Here is a 17,922-nt window from a genome sequence, read left to right as displayed (position 1 = left end):
ACGTCAGTCGATCGTTGCGACGATGGTGCCGACGGGATAGTCGATCTCGACCTCCCCAATGATGGTGATCACACCCGCTGCGGGACTCTCGATCTCGACCTCGGTCTTATCGGTAGCCAGCACGTAGATGACCTGCCCTGCTTCCACATCATCGCCGTTACTGCATTGCCATTCGGTGATCTGGGCCTCTTCGACGGCGACGCCCAGCTTGGGGATACGAACTTCATGTGCCATTGCGTGAATCCTTTGCTGTCAGCCCAGCAACGCCCGCACGGCGTGCTCGATACGGTTGCCCGGGAGGAAGTTCTGCTCCAGTGACGATGCATAGGGCACCGGGGTGTTGGCCCCACCAACCCTGCCCACCGGTGCAGCCAACTCGTTGAACAGTTCACTGTGGATCTGTGCGCTCAACTCGGCTCCGAATCCACCACGGGTGACCGCCTCGTGCACCACCACCGCCCGGTGGGTCTTGGACACCGACCCGAAGATGGTGGCCGTGTCGAGTGGCTGCAACGACCGCAGATCGATGACCTCGATGGAATAGCCCTCGCCGGCCAGCTTTTCGGCAACCGCGACGCAGTCCAGCACCTGACGGCCGTAGGTGATCAACGTCAGGTCGCTACCTTGCCGGGCGATGCGGGCCTTGCCGAGCGGCACCCGGTAGTCACCTTCGGGAACGTCGTCACGAACGGCGAAATAGAGGCTGCTCATCTCGACGAACACCACCGGGTCGTCATCGAAGATCGCGGACAGCAGCAGACCCTTGGCGTCCGCCGCGGTGGAGGGTACCGCCACTTTCAGCCCGGGGGTGTGCACCAGGGTGGCTTCCAGCATCTCGGAATGCTGGGCGCCGAATCCGGCTCCGGCACCGGTAGTGGTACGCACGGTCAGCGGGATCGGGGTGGCCCCGCCGGACATGTAGCGCAGCTTTGCCGCGTGGTTGAACAACTGGTCGGCCGCCACCGAGATGAAGTTCATCAGCATGATTTCGGCGACCGGGCGCATGCCGGCCATCGCCGCGCCGATGGCCGCGCCCATGATGGCCTGCTCACTGATCGGGGTGCAGCGTATCCGCTCGGAGCCATACTTGGTCTCCAGGCCCTTGTGCACACCGAACCCGCCGCCCTTGGGGTCCTGGATGTCCTCGCCGAGCTGGAAGACCTCCGGGTCCAGGCCCAGTGCAACGTCGAGGGCGTCCCGGATCGCATCGAGCATCATCATGGTGCGGGATGCGGTTGCGGTGCTCATCGAGCGGTCTCCTCGGCGTAGACATCTGTGGTCAGTTCGGACGGGTCGGGCAGCGGCTGCTCGAACGCCCACTCGGCGGCATCATCGACCTCCGCCTTGGCCTCCCGGTCGATCTCGTCCAGGTCCGCTGGGGCTACGCCGAACTCATCGACGAGGCGCTGCCGGTACATCGGGATCGGGTCGGCGGCATTCGCCGCGGCGAGCTCCTCGGCGGGGATGTACTCACTCTGATCGCCGAAGTAGTGACCGCAGAACCGGTACGTGACCGCCTCCAGCAGGGTGGGACCACCACCGGTTCTGGCCCGGCTGATCGCTTCACCGGCGACCCGGTACAGCTCGACGGGATCGTTGCCGTTTGCCGTGATGCCCGCCATGGAGTACGCCACGGCGCGATCGGCGATGTTGGCCACCGTGGTGCCCCCGCCCAGCGGGGTGTACTCGGCCCACTTGTTGTTCTGGCAGACGAAGATCACCGGCAGCTTCCACAGCGAGGCGAGGTTCAGCGCTTCGTGGAATGCGCCGATATTGCTGGCGCCGTCACCGAAGTTGACGACCGCAACCTGATCGGTGCCGCGCATCTTGGCGGCCAGCGCCAATCCGTTGGCGATGGGCAGGCCCGAACCGACCACCCCGGTGGTGACCATCAACCCATGCTCGGGCGAGGTGACGTGCATGGGTCCGCCCTTGCCGCGACACGTTCCGGCCGCGCGTCCCAGGTACTCCGCCCAGAGGTCCCGCAGCGGTATGCCCTTGGCGATCTGGTCGTGCAGACCGCGATAGGTGGTCACCACGTAGTCGGTGGGCCGCAGGTGCGCCGCCACGGACGCCGCGGCAAACTCCTGTCCCCGCGGGGAGTAGTACATGCCGGCGAACTTGCCGCTCATCATCTGTGCGCGGTAGGTCTCGTCGAACGCCAGGATGCGGGCGGCGGTGCGGTACAAACCCACCAGCGTTGCCCGGTCCAGATTCGTTTCGATCGTCGTCATCGGGTCGATTCACTCCCCTCGGAGCCGATTGGCTAGGAATTAATCAATTGATTGATTGTTTCGAACTTATGCGCCGCTTCATGTCACGTCAAGCGTCCGGCCGCAGTCAGTTCATGGCGCGGATCGGGTCGCTGCCGTCCCAGTTCTGCGCGGCCGCGGCGACGAAGGTCGACAGCCCCTCGGTGACCTCGTCGAACTCCATCAGTTCGATGATGGTGGCGACGGGTGCCGGCGGCTCCACGTAGGCGTACCGCACACCCCCCTCCTCCGCATTCGCCCACACCACGGGCCACCCGGCGTGTTTCACTTTCCTCAGCGTCTCGCCGAAATCAACAGGCCAGTAAGCCAATTGGTGAAACCCCGCGCCACGTCGGTCGAGGAACTCGGTGTAGATGCTCGGCGTGTCACCGTGTTGCTGGATGACTTCGAGTTGCAGGTCGCCGCTGTTGGCCAGCGCGATGGAGATCTCCACCTCGCACGGTTCGCCGCGATAGTCGGCGCGTTGTGGAATCCGCCGCAGAACGAACCACGGCCCCACCCCCAACTCCAGCCATCCGGCAATGGCGGTGTCGAGGTCGTCGACGACATAGCCGATCTGACGAATCGCTCCGGTCAGTGGGGATTCTGGCATCCGAGCTCCGATCTAAGTTCTCGTGCTTTACGCAATCTGGGTACCACCGTCCACGGAGAGCACCTGCCCGGTGACGAAGGCGGCAGCCTCGGAGGCCAGATACACCACCGCGGCGCCGACCTCTCGGGGATGGGCGAATTGGCGTTCCAACAGAGTCCGACGACCGATGGAGGCGAGTTCCTCGGCGCGATCCTCCATCAATCGCGCGAATATCCCGGTGGGGTGCCACCGGCTGCCGGTGGAGATGGCGTCCTCGCCGTCCGGGAATGTCGAGTACGGGGCGACCGCATTGACGGTGATTCCATGCACGCCCACCTCCTTGGCAAGGACTCTGGTGAACGCGTGAACGGCACCCTTCATCGCGGAGTACACCGCCAGAAGCGGGTCTCCCACGATCCCGGACGTCGACCCGATATTGATGATCCGCCCTCGGCCTCGGCTGATCATCGTGGGCAGGAATGCGTGCGTGCAGTTGAGCGTGCTGACAAACGTCAGGTCGATGTCTTCACGCCAGCTCGCGGAATCGGAGTCGGCGAACGCGTCCATCCCGACGTTGCCGCCAACCCCGTTCACCAGCACATCGACCGTACCGAAACGGTCACGCACCGCTTCGGCCATCAAGCCGACCGCCTCACGATCGGTCACGTCACAGCCTTGCCACAAGACCTCCGGCGCACCGGCATCGAGCAGCCGATTGCAGACCCGTTCGCCCTGGACACGATCCCTGCCGACCACCACCACCTTCGCACCCTCGGCGGCGAGAGCCAGCGCTACCCCACGTCCGATATTGGCATTGGCGCCGGTCACCACCGCGGTACGGCCGCTCAGCCCCGTCTCCAAATCCTCACCGCACTTCCGCCACGAAAGCAAAATCAAACAGATGATTGATTCGATGACGGTATGACGCCGGCCACTCTCCGTCAAGAGTGTGACGTAGTTCTCGTATTTCCTTGACTCGCACCCAGGCCGCGTCTTAGATTCGACAAAATCAATCAATTGATTACTTACGAACACCCCTGTGACTCAAGATGAAAGAGACGAAATGCCAGACATCATCACCGTCGATGACCTGCGTGACCCGCAGCTGACCGATCTCCAGAGTCAGGTACTGGAAGCCACCCGGCATCAGGATGTCGACTTCGACATCGACAAGGTTCTCGACGAGGCGGTGCAGACCTCCGGCATCACCGATTTCGACGGCGAAGGCCTCGATGGCGAGTTCCGTGAGCGGTTGGGGGTTCATTTCGCAGCCATTGACGCCGATAATCTGAATCCGCTCTCGCGAATGACGCTGCGGGAGCGGTCGGTGCGTCTTCTTCGCAGCCGGGTGCTGTTCACCGATCTGATGCGGCGCTACCCCGAGATCGAGGACATCGAGATCGAGAAGCCCTTCATCGTGATCGGAATGCCACGTTCGGGCACGACCCATTTCGTGAACCTGATCGCGGCCGACAGCCGGCGCCGGGCACTTCCCTACTGGGAGAGCCGTGAACCGTTCCCCATCCGCGGCGAGGCGGCCGGCCCCAACGGTATCGATCCGCGGTACCAGCGCACAGCCGACGAGTACGGTTTCGTCAAGGAGTTCATGCCGTTCGCGCTGGCCGTGCACGACCGGTACCCGGAAGCCATCGAGGAAGAGATCGAGCTCGATCTGGACTTCTCCAACTACATCGTGGAGTGGTACGCCCAGGTGCCGCAGTGGCGGGATTACTACCTGGGCCTCGACCAGGTGAAGCACTACGGCTACCTGAAGAACGTACTGAAGGCACTGACCTTCCTGCGCGGGCCGCAGACCTGGGTGCTCAAAGCGCCCCAGCACTGTGAGCAGATCCCGGCCCTGTTGGAGGTCTTCCCGGACGCGACATTCGCCTTCACTCACCGAGATCCGGTCGCCGTCATCCAGTCCACCGTCACGCTGATGGCCTACGGTGACCGGATCCGCAGGGAGAAGGTCGACACCGATTGGATCGTCAACTACTGGGTCGACCGGGTGGAACGACTCCTCGGTGCCTGTGTGCGAGACCGGGACCTGGTCCCGGCCGAGCGCAGCATCGACATCTCATTCCACCACCTCAACGGCAATGAAATCCCATTCCTTGAACAGCTGTACCAGCGCGGCGGGGTGGATCTGACCCCTGAGACCCGAAACGCGTTCAACGGTTACCTGTCCGGCAATCCGCGCGGAAAGCACGGCCGCATCGCCTACGACCTGGAACGTCACTTCGACCGCAGCCCCGAGGAGATTCGCAGCAGGTTCGACTTCTACTTCGACAAGTTCGACGTACGCCCGGAGCCCTCCGGCAAGGACGGCCGGTGACTACCGCCCCAGACGCACCTCTCGGTGACGTCGAGCCGATCTATCGCAGCCGGCCGGGTGCGGAAGAGCTTGCGGGCGCCTCGGCAACCGAGGCCGAGGAGGTTGCGCCGGGCGTCTGGATGTCCCCCGGGCTCACCAACGCCTATCTACTGACCACGGCCGACGGGCGGATCGTCGTCAACACCGGGATGGGTTTCGAATCCCCGGTGCACAAGGCCAACTTCGATGCCGTCGACGACGGCCCGGTGCGCTACATCATCTATACGCAGGGGCATGCCGATCACGTCGGAGGCACCGACGTGTTCCGGGAGCCCGGTACCCACATCGTGGCGCAGGCCGAGTGGCAGATGTGGCGCGATGACACCGAAAGATTGCTGGCACATCGGGCCCGGAACACGATGTTCGCCTTCGTCGACAAGATCAGCGCCACCGTCGCGGGCATCCAACAGCGGTTCGGCGAGATCCTCCCCGCACAGGCCGTTCCCGACCCGGACACCATCGTCGAGGACACCCTCGCCCTCGAGGTCGGAGGGCGCCGCGTCGAACTGATAGCCACGCCCGGCGGTGAGACCACCGACTCACTGGTGGTGTGGTTGCCCGATGAGCGGATCTGCCTGTGCGGCAACCTGTTCGGCCCGGTGTTCGGGCACATCCCCAACCTGGTCACCATGCGCGGCGACCGCTACCGCGACGCGCTGACCGCCGTCGCATCCTATGAGCGGGTCCGGCAGCTACAGCCCGAGGTGCTGATCACCGGCCACTTCGATCCCATCTACGGGGCTGCGCAGATCAACGCCGAGCTGATCCGGCTGCGGGACGCGGTTCAGTACCTGCACGACGAGACCGTGACCGCCATGAACGCCGGCGACGACGTGCGCGACGCGATGGCCCGGATCACACTGCCGCCGCACCTGGAGGTCGGACAGGGCTACGGCAAGGTCAGCTGGAACGTCCGGGCAATCTGGGAGACCTACAACGGCTGGTTCCACCGCCGGTCCACCACCGAGCTATATCCCGTGGGCCCCGAGACTGTCAGCGCGGACCTGGTGGAGCTGGCGGGCGCCGACGCCATCTGTGACCGCGCCGAACGGCACCTCGCCGTGGGCGCACCGTTGGCGGCGATTCACCTCGGCGAGGTCGTGCTCAACACCGACTCCGCGCACGCACGCGCCCGATCGGTCGTCCGCGCCGCCCACGAGGCGCTGTTGGCACAAAGCACGAACTTCTGGGAATCAGCCTGGCTTCGCAAACAGATTGGAGAGCTTTCATGACCGCCCGCGCTACCTACGACTTCAGCGGGGCCACCGCGTTGGTCACCGGCGGTACCAGCGGCATCGGCCACGCCATCGTGACCAAGTTGCGCGACGCGGGTGCCGCCGTGACCACCACGGGCCGCAAGCCCCAGGCCACCGATTACGGTATCGACCTCGACGGGATCACGTACCACCAGCTCGAGCTCACCGATCGCACCGGAATCCAAGGTCTGGCGGCAGAATTCAGCACGCTCGACATCCTTGTGAACAATGCCGGCGCGATCTTCGCCGGCGGCATGGACGAGTCCACGCCCGACGGGTTCCGGGCCACGGTGGACCTCAACCTTTTCGGGCCGTTCGAACTGACCACCGCCCTGCACGGCGCGCTGGCTGGTTCGACATCCCCCGGTGGTGCCAGCGTCGTCGGGCTGTCCTCGCTATCGACCGTGCGTGCTGTGCCAATGGTGCCGGCCTATGGCGCGGCCAAGTCCGGCGTGCTGGCGATGACGCGCAACTTCGCGATGAAATGGGGTCCCGACAAAATCCGAGTCAACGCCGTCACCGCGGGCTTCATCGACACCCCGATGACCTCTCCGGAGCTCGTTCCCGATTACATCGCCGAACAGGTGGCACGTACCCCGCTCGGCCGGCTCGGCAACCCGGAGGACGTCGCCGACGCGGTGATCTTCCTGTGCACCGACAACAGCTCGTTCATCACCGGATCCGTCGTCACCGTCGACGGCGGCTACTGCGTCAGCTGATCCACCCGACCCGAGGAGATGCCATGACGACCGAATCCGTCCTACCCCGCCCGGCCACGCACGACCTGGGCACCGACCCGATCCCGACGGGTCCGTACTACGAGCCGGAGTACTTCGAGGCCGAACGTGCGGCGATCTTCAAACGGACGTGGCTGGAGATCGGCCACGTCTGCGAACTGCCCCAGCCCAACAGCTACATCGTGCGCGAACTCGAGGTCGCCAACACCACGGTGTTGATCACCCGAGGCAAGGACGGCGTCATCCGCGCGTTCCACAATGTGTGCACGCACCGCGCCACCCAACTGGTGCTCGACCGTGGTGGACAACGTTCGTCGTTCAGTTGCCAGTACCACGGCTGGAACTTCACCCCCGACGGACGGTTGCGGTCCGCACCGGACTTCGGGAACTTCTACATCGACAAGTCCCAGTGCGGGCTGCCAAAGATCTCGGTCGACGTATGCGCCGGGTTGATCTTCATCAACCTGGACCCGGAACCGAAACAGAGCCTGCGCGAGTTCCTCGGTCCGCTGGCCGCCAAGCTGGAACTGTTGCCCGTCGCGCAGGCAACGACGTGCACCGAGTACGTCTACGAGATCGACGCGAACTGGAAACTGACGTTCGACAACTTCCAGGAGAACTATCACCTGCGGTTCATCCACCCCCGCAGTGGTGGCAATGGCCCGACCGGACCGGACAACCCGTTCGGCTACCCCACCGACATCGGGTTCTCCGGTCCGCACCGCTACCAAACGGTCTGGACCAACCCGGAATTCACCCCCGCCGAGGTACAAGGCATCGCTTTGATGAAGCAGCTGGAGGGAGCACTGTCCCGGCAGCTGGAATTCAACATGGACTACCTCGTGCTGTTCCCGAACTTCTTCATCTTCGGGATGGCCATCCAACACTTCTCCCACGTCGTCTACCCGATCTCGGCGACCAAGTCCCGGGGTGTCGTGCGGCTGTACTGGGTCGGTGACGACCTCAACGCCAGTGAGCGGTTCGCCCGCGAGTACGCCGCCTGCACCACCCTGGACATCCACTCCGAGGACCGCGAGGTCATCGAAGCCGGCCAGCGCGGCATCAGCAGCGGCGCGCTGAGCCACATCCACTTCCAGGCTCAGGAAGTACTTCTGCGTCACCTCTATCACGAGGTCGATGCGGCCGTGTCGTCCTACCGCGCCGAGCAGGTGCGCCGATGAGCACCGACCTGTTGCCACCCGGCTTCGAGACCCTGGAGCACTTCGTCGACGGCTGGGTGTTCGACAACGCCGACGACCGCCTCAAGCGCCGGTTGACCAGTTCGGAAGACGAGCGCGTGGCGTTCTTCAACGCCGTCAAGGACCGCTTGCAGGACGGCCTGACTTACCTGGACAAGAAGCCGTTCGCCGAGTTCGACGACGACGAGAACCGGCTCATGCAACTGTTTCTCAGCTTCGCCCACATCGCGCTGGCCGTGGAGGTGCAGGGCGACGCAGAGCCGAAACACGCTGAGGGCGCGCGGTTCATGACCATCACTCAGGCACCGTCGGAGGCATGCTGAGCCGGCTCAGGCCGGGACGAGCGCTCGGGCGGCTGCGACGCAGGGGCGCAGCCGCTCGAGAGGCCCCACGCCGGCCTCGGCCTGCGATCGGATGGGTACCTCGAGTCCGATGATCACCTCGGCCGGCAGCGCCTCGAGAATGTCGGCCAGTGGCAGGATCCCGGTTCCGGGAACCATGCGCTCGAAGGTCGCAGCCACGAGGTAATCCCCCATGCTGTCGATGACCGGATTGTCACTCAGTTGGGCGTACCCGATCACGCCGGGGGCAAGCGCTCGAAGCTGCTCGACGCCGGCCCCCGAACGCCCGAGATGCATGGTGTCGATGAGCAATTGGAAGTCCGGTCGTCCCACGTGCTGCACGGCGGCAACTGCGGTGTCGAGATCGCCCACCACCGATCCGGGCATCATCTCCAGGGTTGTGCGCATACCGCGTTCGGCGGCCAACTCGGTGAGGATCGCGAACTGGTCGAAGGTCCGGTTGCGGTCCGGATCGAGACCGAGGGTGTTTATCCGCGGGACGCCGAGTTCGCACATCAGGTCGAGGTCGCTCGCAAAGTCGCGGCAGTCGGCACCCGGAATGACGAGGAACCCTTCGCCGAGGGAGATCCGGACCCCGGTGTCGTCCATCGCCGAGCGCAGTTCACGCCTCAGTTCGGCGTCCTCGCGCAGTGAGAACCGCGGATAGTTCAGTGACTCCAGCGGCATGGCCGTCAGGCCCGTCGAGATGTAGGGGACGCCGAGTTCTGCGGCCAGTCGCACGAATTCCACTGGCGGCAGACCGAAGACACTCAGGTATTCGATGGCGAGCCGGTCGGCGTTCACAGTCCGGCCTTCAGGGCTGCCCCGGCATCGACGAAGAGCTGTTGTCCCGTGACGTAGCGCGATTCGTCGGAGGCCAGATACACCACCGCATGCGAGATGTCAGCCGGATCGACGTAGGGCACCGGCATGGCGTGCATGAAGGTGAACCCGACCTCCGCGTCGGACCGTGTCGGATTATCCAGGTCGGGACGGAACGTCCGGTAGATGGCATCGATGTGCAGCATGTCCGTGTCCACGTTGGTCGGATGTACCGCATTGACGCGAATCCGTTGTTCTCCCAGTACCAGAGCCAGCGATTTCGTGTAGTCGCAGAGCATGCTCTTCGCCAGTCCGTAGCCGGCGGCGCCTGGTCCCTGCAATCCCAGACCGTCCGATCTGTTCACCTGCGAAGCCAGGGCGGCGATCGACCCGATGACAACGATCGACGCGCCCGGTTTCAGATGTGGTAGGCCCACGCTCACGGTGTTGACCACGCCGACGAAGTCGACATCGAATGCGTCGACGAAACCCTGAACGGGGACGGTGGGACCGAAGGCGGAGATTCCGGCATTTGCCACGATCGCGTCGAGTCTGCCCAGTCTTGCCACGGCCTCGTCCAGTGCGTCAGCGAGCCGGCCTCGATCCCGGACGTCTACTTTGGCTGTGACAATCCGGCGTCCCGTCTGCTCGACCAAATGCCGAGTTGTATCCAGATCTGCTTCGGTGGCCAACGCATTCGGCGTGGAGGCGATATCGCTGCAGATGTCGAACGCGATGATGTCGGCGCCCTCGGCTGCCATGTGTACGGCGTGACTGCGCCCCTGCCCGCGAGCCGCGCCGGTGATGGCGACCACCTTGTTCTCGAGTCGAGCCATATCGAATCACCCTCACTGTCCGGCACGTTGGCTGCTATACGAGTGTACAGTGCGGTTCAGGGTGCCGGAAGGACCAGCTGAGTCCAGGAATCCGGCCGCGAGGACGCTCCCAGATCGGATTGCACGTAGAACCTACCGTCACCCGCGACGTATCCCCCGGTGTGTGGATCGTACTGGGCGACAGCGATATCAGGGTTCGGCGCAGCGACCGGAGGAGGTGTACCCTCCAGCGGTCCGGTTGAACGCTCGTCGCCGACGGCACGACTGTCCGGTGGAATCCCCTGCGCTATCAAGCTCGGGTCGAACGGATACGGCCCCAGCACATGCTGACGCTGTGCCAGCGGCAGGAATCCGGTCTCGTCGTTACACAATTCCACTGTCGGGGCTCGTTTTCCGGGATGCTCTTGGCATGGGTAGTTACGCGCGCCGCGTACCGCAATCGGGGAATCCTGCGGAAGCTTGCAGTACAGACCGTCCGGGGTCTCGACGACACTCTCGTCGGCCGGGGACCGCCACGACGATGGCGGCAGGAAGCCAACCGTGCAGGCCGGCGGGTCGGCCATGGTCAATGCGAAGTCTCCCAGAGAAATTCCGGTCGCGTTCTTGGTGGGCGTCACGCCGATGATCGCGGCGATGTAGGGCGGCAGCAGCACCAGTATCTGCTCGATGGCCGCGTTGTAGGTCACCGCGACCTGACCGACCGTCGTCAGGTTCGCCAGCAACACCGGGATCGTCGGTTTGACGGTCGCGAGCAGTTCGGTCACCTCCTCCGCTGCTCGCGGGGTCTGGGTCAGCACGGTGCGCAGCGGGCTGTCGTTGCGCCGCACCTCCTCGACGACACCGGCGAGATTGGCTATCCAGCTGCGGATGGCGTCGCCGCCCTGTGCTTGGGAGTCCAGAATTGGCCGGCCGTCGGTGGCGAGACCTGCCATGTCATCTGCCACGCTGTGCAGATCCTTCACCACCGTTTTGGTCGAGTCGAGCAACGAGCCGAAGTCGTAGCCGGCGCCGTTGAAAGCCTCGAAAGACTCATCCATGATGGTGCCGAGCCGCTCCTGCGGGATGCTCGTCAGCAGGGAACTGACCTGGTTCAGCATCGGCCCGACCTGTTGGGGAAGCGTTGTCCTGTCGACCGGGATCACCGCTCCGTCGGTCAGGTACGGGGGCGACCCGTGGTTGGGTTGCAAGTCCACGTATTGCTCGCCGACTGCAGACATATTGCGGACATGCGCAACGAGATCGGCCGGGATTTTGGCGGTGCCGTCCAAGGACAGAGTTGCCTCTACGTACCGTGCGCCGATGACCTCGATATCGGTCACCCGGCCGACGTTCACCCCGCGGTAGGTGACGTTACTGAAACGGTAGAGCCCGCCGGTCCCCGGCAATTGCAGCTTTACGATGACGCGCCCGACGCCGAGCAAGGTGGGCGCCTGCAGATAGTTGAAGACCAGCACCGTCATACCCGTGACAGCGGCAATGACGAAGATTACCAGTTGCTTTCGGACGAGGCTGGTGAGCATTATCGGCCTCCTGGTGTGGCCGGCGCAGCCGGCGCCGGTGAACTGTCCGCCCCGTAGGGACCTGCGAAGATCGCGGGCTGTTCGGGGTGAGTCGGTGGCGTCGCGGGTGCCTGGACGCCGGGGGCCACCAGAGGTGCGTAGGTATGGTCCAGGTAGTACGGTTCGCCCGGCGCCGGTACAAGTGCCGCGCCGGGTTCTTCCCAGCGGGTGCCGAGCAGCGTTGAACGTTTGAGTCGGGGAACGGTGAAGTCCAGGATCTCGAACAGATTCATGTAGTCACCGCGCAAGCCACGGTCGATCAGATCCTGCCCGTACGGGAATGCGGTCGCGAAAACGAGCGCGCGGTTCAATCCGTCGCCGACGTCGGCAAGCGCCTGCAAGGTGGGCGCTAGATTGTCCAGATTCTTGACCAGATCATCTTGGCTGTCGTTCACCAGCCGCGTCGATGTGTCGCTGAATGTGCGCAGGGCATCGAGCGCATGGGTGATCCTCGGACGCTGGGTGATCAGGACGTCCAACGCAGGCGGGATCTCCTGCACGGCGCTGGTGATCACCGCGGACTGCTCGGCGAATGTGCCAGACAGTCGATTCAGAGCATCCATTGAATCGATGATGTCCGCCCGCTGGTCGTCCAGGACTCGTACGAATCTGTCCAGACGCGTGAGCAGTTGGCGCAGATCGCTCTCCCTGCCGGTGAGTGCGGCGTTGAAACTGTGGATGATGTTGCCCACCCGCCCCAGTCCCCCACCGTTGACCACCGCAGACAGCGAGGACAGCGTCTGCTCGGTGGAGGGCGAGATCGCCGAGCTGTCCAACGGGATCGTCACCCCGGGTAGTAGCCGCCCGGTCGGTATCTGGCCCAGAGGCGGGTCGAGTGCGACGTGCATGGAGCCGAGCAGACTGGTCTGGCCGATCCCGGCCATCGCATTGGCCGGCACGATCGCATCCGAGATGACAGACAGTTCGACGTCGATGTGCCAGTCGGCGAAGGTCATCTTTCCGACGCTGCCGACCACGACATCGTCGAGCATGACCGGTGAATTGGATTCCAAGGTGCCGATGTTCGCGAACTGCACATGAAAGGTCTGCGCATCGGCGCCCCGCCCGACGGCGCCTGGCAACGGAAGTGAGGTCAAGCCCTGGAAGCCACATCCCGGGACGGTCAACAGGATGCACAGTGCCACTGCGATATGCCGGCGCCAACGCCCTCGATCCATGATCGCCACAGTGCCTGTCATCGAATCCCCTCGGCTGGGAGCAACAGATCCGGCAGGTTGGATACGACGGTGGGAAGTGTCGGCAGCGGGGCGCCGGGGTACAGCGCCGGCGAGGGGTGCGCGGGCAGGTGATGCGGTGCAGTCGGGCCCGGTCCGATGAGTGCAGGGGGCGCTTGGCCGGGCGCCGGGAAGGGATTGTCGATCGCCCCGGTATGGGCGGAGACCGGAAGCGGTAGTTCTGCGGCAGGCGGAACGGGGCCCGCTCCGCCCGGTGCCAGGGCCGGGTCGGTGTAGATCAGATTGTCCGGCGCCTTACCCAGATAGGGGTTGAAGGGGAACGGCAGATAGTTGAAATTCGCCTGCCGCAAACCCGGGCCCAGGTACTGCTGGCACAGCTTGGCCGTCTCCGCCGACGTCACATTGGCGACCGCGGCAATCGAGCCGCACAGGAACGCCACCGGGTCACTGAAGTTGTTCATCACGAACGCCCCCACCTGGGCACCGGAGTTCGGGTTATAGACGTTGTAGCCGTTGGCGATGGCATTCGGAGTCACGTGCAAGATGTTCTCGACGTCGGATTTGCGGTCGACGAGGATCTGGGTCACCTCGGTCAATCGCTGCAGTTGTTCGGCTGTGGCGTCACCGGCGCCACCGACGAAGCGCTCGATGTCACCGACCGCCACCGATAAGTCGGTCAGCGCCGCACCCAGACTGGAGCGATGGTCATTGAGCACGCCGGTCAGCACGGCGAAGCGGTCCTGGAACTCCACGATCTGTACGTTGCTGTCCCGAAGAGCGTCGACGAAGGTGTGTAGACCTTTGATGATTTCGGCTATGTCTCCGCCGCCGTCGGCGAGAACGCGCCCCAAAGCGGACAGCTCTGCCAAGGTGTGGCGCAACTTGGCGCCGTTGCCCTGCATGGCATTTGCGGTGCTGTCGATGAAGCGGGCAAGGGGCGTGTCCTCACCGCTGGTCGCCGGGCCGAGATCGGTTGCCAACCGCATCAACTGGGCCTTCACCTCGTCCCACTCGAGCGGAACCGCGGTCCTCTGCAGTGGTATCTCTGCCCCGTCGGGCATCGTGGACCCCGTTGTGCCGTAGGCGGGGGTGAGTTGAACGTAGCGCGCGGCGACGAGGCTCTGGGTGACGATGATCGCTTCGGCATCGACCGGGATGGGCACATCATGATCGAACTCGAGAGTCATCCTCACGTGTGCCCCGGCCGGTTCGATCGCCGCGATGCGACCTACCTTGACTCCGAGGACGCGGACATCGTCACCCGGGTAGATACCGATGGCACTGGCGAAATTGACCGAAATCCGGATCGGGCGAAGAAAGACCTCGTGGGCCAACACGCCGACCCCCACCACGAATGTGGAGATGAGGACGGTTGCCAGCACCTTGGTTCGGCTGTACCGGGTCATCAAGATCCTCCAGGGATTCCGTTGCGCGGCAGCGGGAACTCGGCACGTGGCCCGGCATTGTCCGGGGGCTGACCGGCATTTACACCGCGCCGGAATCCGAACGCATAGTCGAGAAAGGGCTGTATCGCCTGCGCGGGCACCAGGTTCGGGATGAACGCGTTGTAGTAGAAGCCGCTGGACACCGTTTCGCCCTGGGTCACCTGGTACCTGGCCAAGCCTGGCAACGCCTGTGCGATGTTGTCCCGATTCTTCTGCAGCATCGCGGTGACCGCGTTGAGCTTCGCCAAGGCGGGTGCCAACGCGGCTTCGTTATCCGCCACCAAACCCGAGAGTTCCCTGCTGACAACGGATATTCCGGTGAGTAGACCCACGACCTCATTGCGCCGGTTGTTGAGGACGTCGACCAGCAAATTGGCATCGATGATCAATGTGTTGAGATGCTGGCTGCGCGCAGCGAGCACACCGGTGACGTCACGGGTGTTCCGCAGCAGGTCACGCAGGACTTCGTCGCGACTGTTCAGCGACTGTGACAGCCGGGTGAACCCGTCGAACGCGGGACCCAACCGGGGAGCGATCTGATCGATGGTCGCCGCGAGCGTATCGAGCGCCTGATTGAGATCCGCTGTGTCGGTACCCGCGGTGTTGCTGGTCAGCTCGTCGACTGCCTGGGTCAATGCGTAGGGCGATGACGTCCGCGCGAGCGGGATCAGACCGTTGGCATGCAGTCTCGCGTCTCCGGCCGACTCGACGGCCAGCACCCGCTCGCCGAGCAGTGTTCTGGTACGGATATGGGCAGTGCTGTCCGCGCCCACGCGGTGGTTCCCGTCCACGATGAAACTGACCACCACCGTGCCGGCCCGCAACGAAAGATCTGTGACAGACCCCACGGTCATACCCGAGACCATCACGGCGTTGCCGACTGCCAGCCCGCCGGCTTCGGCGAACTCGGCGTGATATCGGGTCGCCGTCGACCACTGCCAAAGGTGTTTCGGCTGTAGCCCGACTGCGATCACCAGCAGTATCAGGATCAGCCCGATGGTTCCCGATCGGGCAAGGTGGGATCCGTGATATTTCAGCATCAGGGTTCGCTACACCTTCCGCCTTCTTGTTTGGTCCACGGGATCACCACCGTTCGTCCCTCCAGATCGCTGACGCGGAAGGACAGCTCGCAGATGTAGTAATTGAGCCAGCTTCCGTAGGCACCGAGGCGCACAAGTTTCCGGAAGTTGCCCGGGGCCCGGCCGAGAGCGATGTCGAGCTGCTCCTTGTCGTGATCCAGCAGTGGTGCCAGTCGGCTCAGCTGGTGCACCGACTCCGCCAATGGTGGGCGGACGCCGCTGAGCAGATCACCGATCGCGGTAGTGCCCATGCTGAGTGAGTCGATCGCGGCACCGATCGGATCGCGGTCCTCGGCCAAACCCGACACGAGGGTCTGAAACCGGTCGATCGCATTTCCGAAGGCCTCCCCATCGGACGCGAGACTCGCCATGACCTCGTTGAGATTGTCGATCAGGAGCTCGACGGTATGGTTGCGGTCCGCCAGGTCGCTGGTCAGCGTGGCGCCGCTCGACAGCAGGGATTCCAGTGTGCCGCCTTGGCCCTGGAACACCTGGACCAGGGATGCGGTCAGCGCGTTGACATCCGCTGGATTGAGTCCCCTGATCACCGGTCGGAGTCCGCCGAGTAGCTGATCCAGGTCCAAGGCCGGAGTGGTTCGTTCGACGGGAATCCGGGCCCCGGGTGGCATGGCAGCGATCGCTCCGGGCACATCGATGACTTCGAGATAGCGGTCGCCGACCAGGTTCAGATAGCGGACCGCCGCCCTGCTGTCGGAGCTGAGAACGACGTGCCGGTCCGTATCGAACGCCACCACGACGGTGTCGTCGGCTTGCAGGGCGAGTTCGGTTACCGTGCCGACACGGAGACCGCCGGCCCTGACCGAGTCCCCGGGCTCAAGGCCCGACGCATCGATGAACACCGCCGAATAGCTGACCGTGGAGCCGCCGCGATACTCGCCGAAGACGGTGAACAGGGCCGCGGTCAGCAGCAGCGTGGCGGTGGCGAAGATCCCGAACTTCAGCCAGGGAGTTGACTGCTTGTTCATCCGGGTTGGCCGATCTGTGCGGTGTTCCGCGGGGGCCCGTCAAGCGGTCCGAAAAGCAACTGCTTCAGCCCATCTGAGTTCAACAGCAGACCCTGGTTACCGTATTGCGCAGGATTGGCACCGACGTCGGCCACGACGAATGGCACGCGCGGGTTGAACGGCACATCGGGTAGCAGGGTGCACTGCGGGCCGCCCCGGGCGGCCACCTTCGGCAGGTTCGCCGGGTAGCGGTATCTCTCCTGCCCGGGCATCAGTCCGGTACTGGTGACCACACCGGGGCGCGGCGACGGCGGTATCTGGGCGAGCACGTCGAGACCGGACAGGCCACAGGTCAGTGCCTGGTGGTACTCATTGGTCAGATCTGTGGTCGGGACCAGGATGCGGAGCAGGTCGGTAAGGTTCTGCCGGTTGACGCCGACCACCGCTTCGCCGGCTTCCGCCAGACCGATGGTGCTCAGCAGCATCCGGTCGAGATCGCGATCCATGTCGACGATCGTTCTGCTGATCGATGTCGTGTCATCTGCAATCTCGATCAATCCGGCCGCCGAATCGGCATACGTGTTCAGCACCTCTGGTGCAACCTTCAGATCGTGCGCGAAGTCGGGCAATGAAGGATCGAGTTTGGCCAGGAAACTGTTCAGGTCGCTGATCAGTTCGCCCATCCCGGCGCCTCGGCCGTCCAGCGCAGTGGACAAGGCCTCCAGGGTGGCATCCAGCTTCTCAGGCTGGATTATCTGCAGCACAGTTCTGAGCTGCTCGAACACCGTGTTGACCTCGACCGTGACCTGATCGGCATGCAGAACGTCTCCGGCACTGAGGGTTTGAGCCGCGGGATGGTCAGGTGGAACCAGGTTCACCGATTTCGCGCCGAATACGGTCGGTGCTGCGATGACCACCCGAACATTCTTAGGAATCTGCCGCAGAGAATGGGGCTGCATCGCCAGGCGCATGATCGCGGTGCCACCCGGAGCGGAGTCGATGGTTGAGACTGTTCCGACCGGCGCACCGAGCAAGGTGACCTTTGCATCGGGATTCATTACCAGCCCGGCACGGTGCGTCACCACGGTCAAGGGGACGGCGTCGGTGAAACGACCCTGGAACACCGACAGCGCCAACCCGATGACCACCGCGATCACGGCAATGGTTCCCAGACCGACGATCGGACGCAGCCATGCGGTTGTTTCTTGCGAAAACCGTTCCATACGAACTCCTGCCACCCTGGACTGTACGACCGTATAGCGCAGT

The 17,922-nt window shown here is 64.1% G+C and carries 18 protein-coding genes; 5 read left to right on the top strand and 13 right to left on the bottom strand.

The features are described 5' to 3' along the window. Positions 1-3 precede the first annotated feature (3 nt). The 5 genes from K0O62_RS10300 to K0O62_RS10280 all read right to left on the bottom strand — a co-directional run bounded on the left by K0O62_RS10300 (position 4) and on the right by K0O62_RS10280 (position 3,879). The gene (locus K0O62_RS10300) at positions 4-234 is read right to left on the bottom strand and encodes a biotin/lipoyl-containing protein (RefSeq protein ID WP_073855913.1); all 231 of its coding nucleotides are present in this window, start codon (positions 232-234) and stop codon (positions 4-6) included. An 18-nt stretch (positions 235-252) separates the two neighbouring features. Beyond that, positions 253-1,248: an alpha-ketoacid dehydrogenase subunit beta gene (locus K0O62_RS10295; protein WP_073855912.1), complete on the bottom strand. Its 996-nt coding sequence runs from the start codon at positions 1,246-1,248 to the stop codon at positions 253-255. Next, on the bottom strand, positions 1,245-2,234 hold the full coding sequence (locus tag K0O62_RS10290; protein WP_073855911.1) for a thiamine pyrophosphate-dependent dehydrogenase E1 component subunit alpha: 990 nt from the start codon (positions 2,232-2,234) through the stop codon (positions 1,245-1,247). The genes K0O62_RS10295 and K0O62_RS10290 overlap by 4 nt, the downstream gene beginning before the upstream one ends. A gap of 106 nt (positions 2,235-2,340) precedes the next feature. Continuing rightward, positions 2,341-2,865 (bottom strand): VOC family protein, encoded by a 525-nt coding sequence (locus K0O62_RS10285; protein ID WP_073855910.1) that lies wholly within the window; start codon positions 2,863-2,865, stop codon positions 2,341-2,343. A 27-nt stretch (positions 2,866-2,892) separates the two neighbouring features. Beyond that, a complete protein-coding gene (locus tag K0O62_RS10280; RefSeq protein WP_234800045.1) occupies positions 2,893-3,879 on the bottom strand; it encodes an SDR family NAD(P)-dependent oxidoreductase in 987 nt (328 codons plus the stop codon). Positions 3,880-3,907: 28 nt separating this feature from the next. Here K0O62_RS10280 and K0O62_RS10275 point away from each other — a divergent pair, with 28 nt between their 5' ends. Genes K0O62_RS10275 through K0O62_RS10255 form a run of 5 tightly spaced genes read left to right on the top strand, consistent with a single transcriptional unit; the run spans position 3,908 to position 8,736 of the window. After that, positions 3,908-5,182, top strand: a complete 1,275-nt coding sequence (locus K0O62_RS10275; RefSeq protein WP_073855908.1) for a sulfotransferase family protein — start codon at positions 3,908-3,910, stop codon at positions 5,180-5,182. Beyond that, a complete protein-coding gene (locus K0O62_RS10270; protein WP_073855907.1) occupies positions 5,179-6,453 on the top strand; it encodes an MBL fold metallo-hydrolase in 1,275 nt (424 codons plus the stop codon). The genes K0O62_RS10275 and K0O62_RS10270 overlap by 4 nt, the downstream gene beginning before the upstream one ends. Continuing rightward, entirely contained in the window at positions 6,450-7,196 is a 747-nt protein-coding gene (locus K0O62_RS10265; protein ID WP_073855906.1) for an SDR family NAD(P)-dependent oxidoreductase, read from the top strand. Before K0O62_RS10270 ends, K0O62_RS10265 begins: the two co-directional genes overlap by 4 nt. 23 nt (positions 7,197-7,219) lie before the next feature. Then, complete coding sequence (locus K0O62_RS10260; RefSeq protein ID WP_073855905.1) at positions 7,220-8,395, top strand: aromatic ring-hydroxylating oxygenase subunit alpha; 1,176 nt, start codon at positions 7,220-7,222, stop codon at positions 8,393-8,395. Then, positions 8,392-8,736: a hypothetical protein gene (locus K0O62_RS10255; RefSeq protein ID WP_073855904.1), complete on the top strand. Its 345-nt coding sequence runs from the start codon at positions 8,392-8,394 to the stop codon at positions 8,734-8,736. The genes K0O62_RS10260 and K0O62_RS10255 overlap by 4 nt, the downstream gene beginning before the upstream one ends. A 6-nt stretch (positions 8,737-8,742) precedes the next feature. Here the strand turns inward: K0O62_RS10255 and K0O62_RS10250 are convergent, their stop codons facing one another. From K0O62_RS10250 to K0O62_RS10215, 8 genes are read right to left on the bottom strand one after another with little or no spacing between them, the layout of a single operon-like run. Then, positions 8,743-9,558 (bottom strand): sugar phosphate isomerase/epimerase family protein, encoded by an 816-nt coding sequence (locus K0O62_RS10250; RefSeq protein ID WP_073855903.1) that lies wholly within the window; start codon positions 9,556-9,558, stop codon positions 8,743-8,745. Beyond that, positions 9,555-10,412 (bottom strand): mycofactocin-coupled SDR family oxidoreductase, encoded by an 858-nt coding sequence (locus K0O62_RS10245; RefSeq protein ID WP_073855902.1) that lies wholly within the window; start codon positions 10,410-10,412, stop codon positions 9,555-9,557. Before K0O62_RS10245 ends, K0O62_RS10250 begins: the two co-directional genes overlap by 4 nt. Before the next feature lie 56 nt (positions 10,413-10,468). Next, positions 10,469-11,932 (bottom strand): MCE family protein, encoded by a 1,464-nt coding sequence (locus tag K0O62_RS10240; protein ID WP_073855901.1) that lies wholly within the window; start codon positions 11,930-11,932, stop codon positions 10,469-10,471. Beyond that, the gene (locus K0O62_RS10235; RefSeq protein ID WP_372512824.1) at positions 11,932-13,170 is read right to left on the bottom strand and encodes an MCE family protein; all 1,239 of its coding nucleotides are present in this window, start codon (positions 13,168-13,170) and stop codon (positions 11,932-11,934) included. The genes K0O62_RS10240 and K0O62_RS10235 overlap by 1 nt, the downstream gene beginning before the upstream one ends. After that, the gene (locus K0O62_RS10230; protein WP_073855900.1) at positions 13,167-14,573 is read right to left on the bottom strand and encodes an MCE family protein; all 1,407 of its coding nucleotides are present in this window, start codon (positions 14,571-14,573) and stop codon (positions 13,167-13,169) included. Before K0O62_RS10230 ends, K0O62_RS10235 begins: the two co-directional genes overlap by 4 nt. Then, positions 14,573-15,652, bottom strand: coding sequence for an MCE family protein (locus K0O62_RS10225; RefSeq protein WP_073855899.1), 1,080 nt, complete (start codon positions 15,650-15,652; stop codon positions 14,573-14,575). Before K0O62_RS10225 ends, K0O62_RS10230 begins: the two co-directional genes overlap by 1 nt. Beyond that, a complete protein-coding gene (locus K0O62_RS10220; RefSeq protein ID WP_073855898.1) occupies positions 15,652-16,677 on the bottom strand; it encodes an MCE family protein in 1,026 nt (341 codons plus the stop codon). Before K0O62_RS10220 ends, K0O62_RS10225 begins: the two co-directional genes overlap by 1 nt. Further along, positions 16,674-17,879, bottom strand: coding sequence for an MCE family protein (locus K0O62_RS10215; RefSeq protein WP_073855897.1), 1,206 nt, complete (start codon positions 17,877-17,879; stop codon positions 16,674-16,676). The genes K0O62_RS10220 and K0O62_RS10215 overlap by 4 nt, the downstream gene beginning before the upstream one ends. Between the last annotated feature and the right edge of the window lie 43 nt (positions 17,880-17,922).

Origin of the sequence: Mycolicibacterium diernhoferi (assembly GCF_019456655.1) — a bacterium.
Lineage (GTDB): Bacteria > Actinomycetota > Actinomycetes > Mycobacteriales > Mycobacteriaceae > Mycobacterium > Mycobacterium diernhoferi.
The sequence above is the reverse complement of the archived record's forward strand: the minus strand, read 5'-3'. Positions and strand labels throughout refer to the sequence as shown.

Coding starts and splice junctions, on each gene's coding strand:
- K0O62_RS10255 (WP_073855904.1), top strand. CDS start 8,392: ATGAGCACCGACCTGTTGCCACCCGGCTTCGAGACCCTGGAGCACTTC.
- K0O62_RS10290 (WP_073855911.1), bottom strand. CDS start 2,234: ATGACGACGATCGAAACGAATCTGGACCGGGCAACGCTGGTGGGTTTG.
- K0O62_RS10230 (WP_073855900.1), bottom strand. CDS start 14,573: ATGACCCGGTACAGCCGAACCAAGGTGCTGGCAACCGTCCTCATCTCC.
- K0O62_RS10215 (WP_073855897.1), bottom strand. CDS start 17,879: ATGGAACGGTTTTCGCAAGAAACAACCGCATGGCTGCGTCCGATCGTC.
- K0O62_RS10260 (WP_073855905.1), top strand. CDS start 7,220: ATGACGACCGAATCCGTCCTACCCCGCCCGGCCACGCACGACCTGGGC.
- K0O62_RS10225 (WP_073855899.1), bottom strand. CDS start 15,652: ATGCTGAAATATCACGGATCCCACCTTGCCCGATCGGGAACCATCGGG.
- K0O62_RS10265 (WP_073855906.1), top strand. CDS start 6,450: ATGACCGCCCGCGCTACCTACGACTTCAGCGGGGCCACCGCGTTGGTC.
- K0O62_RS10240 (WP_073855901.1), bottom strand. CDS start 11,932: ATGCTCACCAGCCTCGTCCGAAAGCAACTGGTAATCTTCGTCATTGCC.
- K0O62_RS10220 (WP_073855898.1), bottom strand. CDS start 16,677: ATGAACAAGCAGTCAACTCCCTGGCTGAAGTTCGGGATCTTCGCCACC.
- K0O62_RS10300 (WP_073855913.1), bottom strand. CDS start 234: ATGGCACATGAAGTTCGTATCCCCAAGCTGGGCGTCGCCGTCGAAGAG.
- K0O62_RS10275 (WP_073855908.1), top strand. CDS start 3,908: ATGCCAGACATCATCACCGTCGATGACCTGCGTGACCCGCAGCTGACC.
- K0O62_RS10295 (WP_073855912.1), bottom strand. CDS start 1,248: ATGAGCACCGCAACCGCATCCCGCACCATGATGATGCTCGATGCGATC.
- K0O62_RS10235 (WP_372512824.1), bottom strand. CDS start 13,170: ATGACAGGCACTGTGGCGATCATGGATCGAGGGCGTTGGCGCCGGCAT.
- K0O62_RS10245 (WP_073855902.1), bottom strand. CDS start 10,412: ATGGCTCGACTCGAGAACAAGGTGGTCGCCATCACCGGCGCGGCTCGC.
- K0O62_RS10285 (WP_073855910.1), bottom strand. CDS start 2,865: ATGCCAGAATCCCCACTGACCGGAGCGATTCGTCAGATCGGCTATGTC.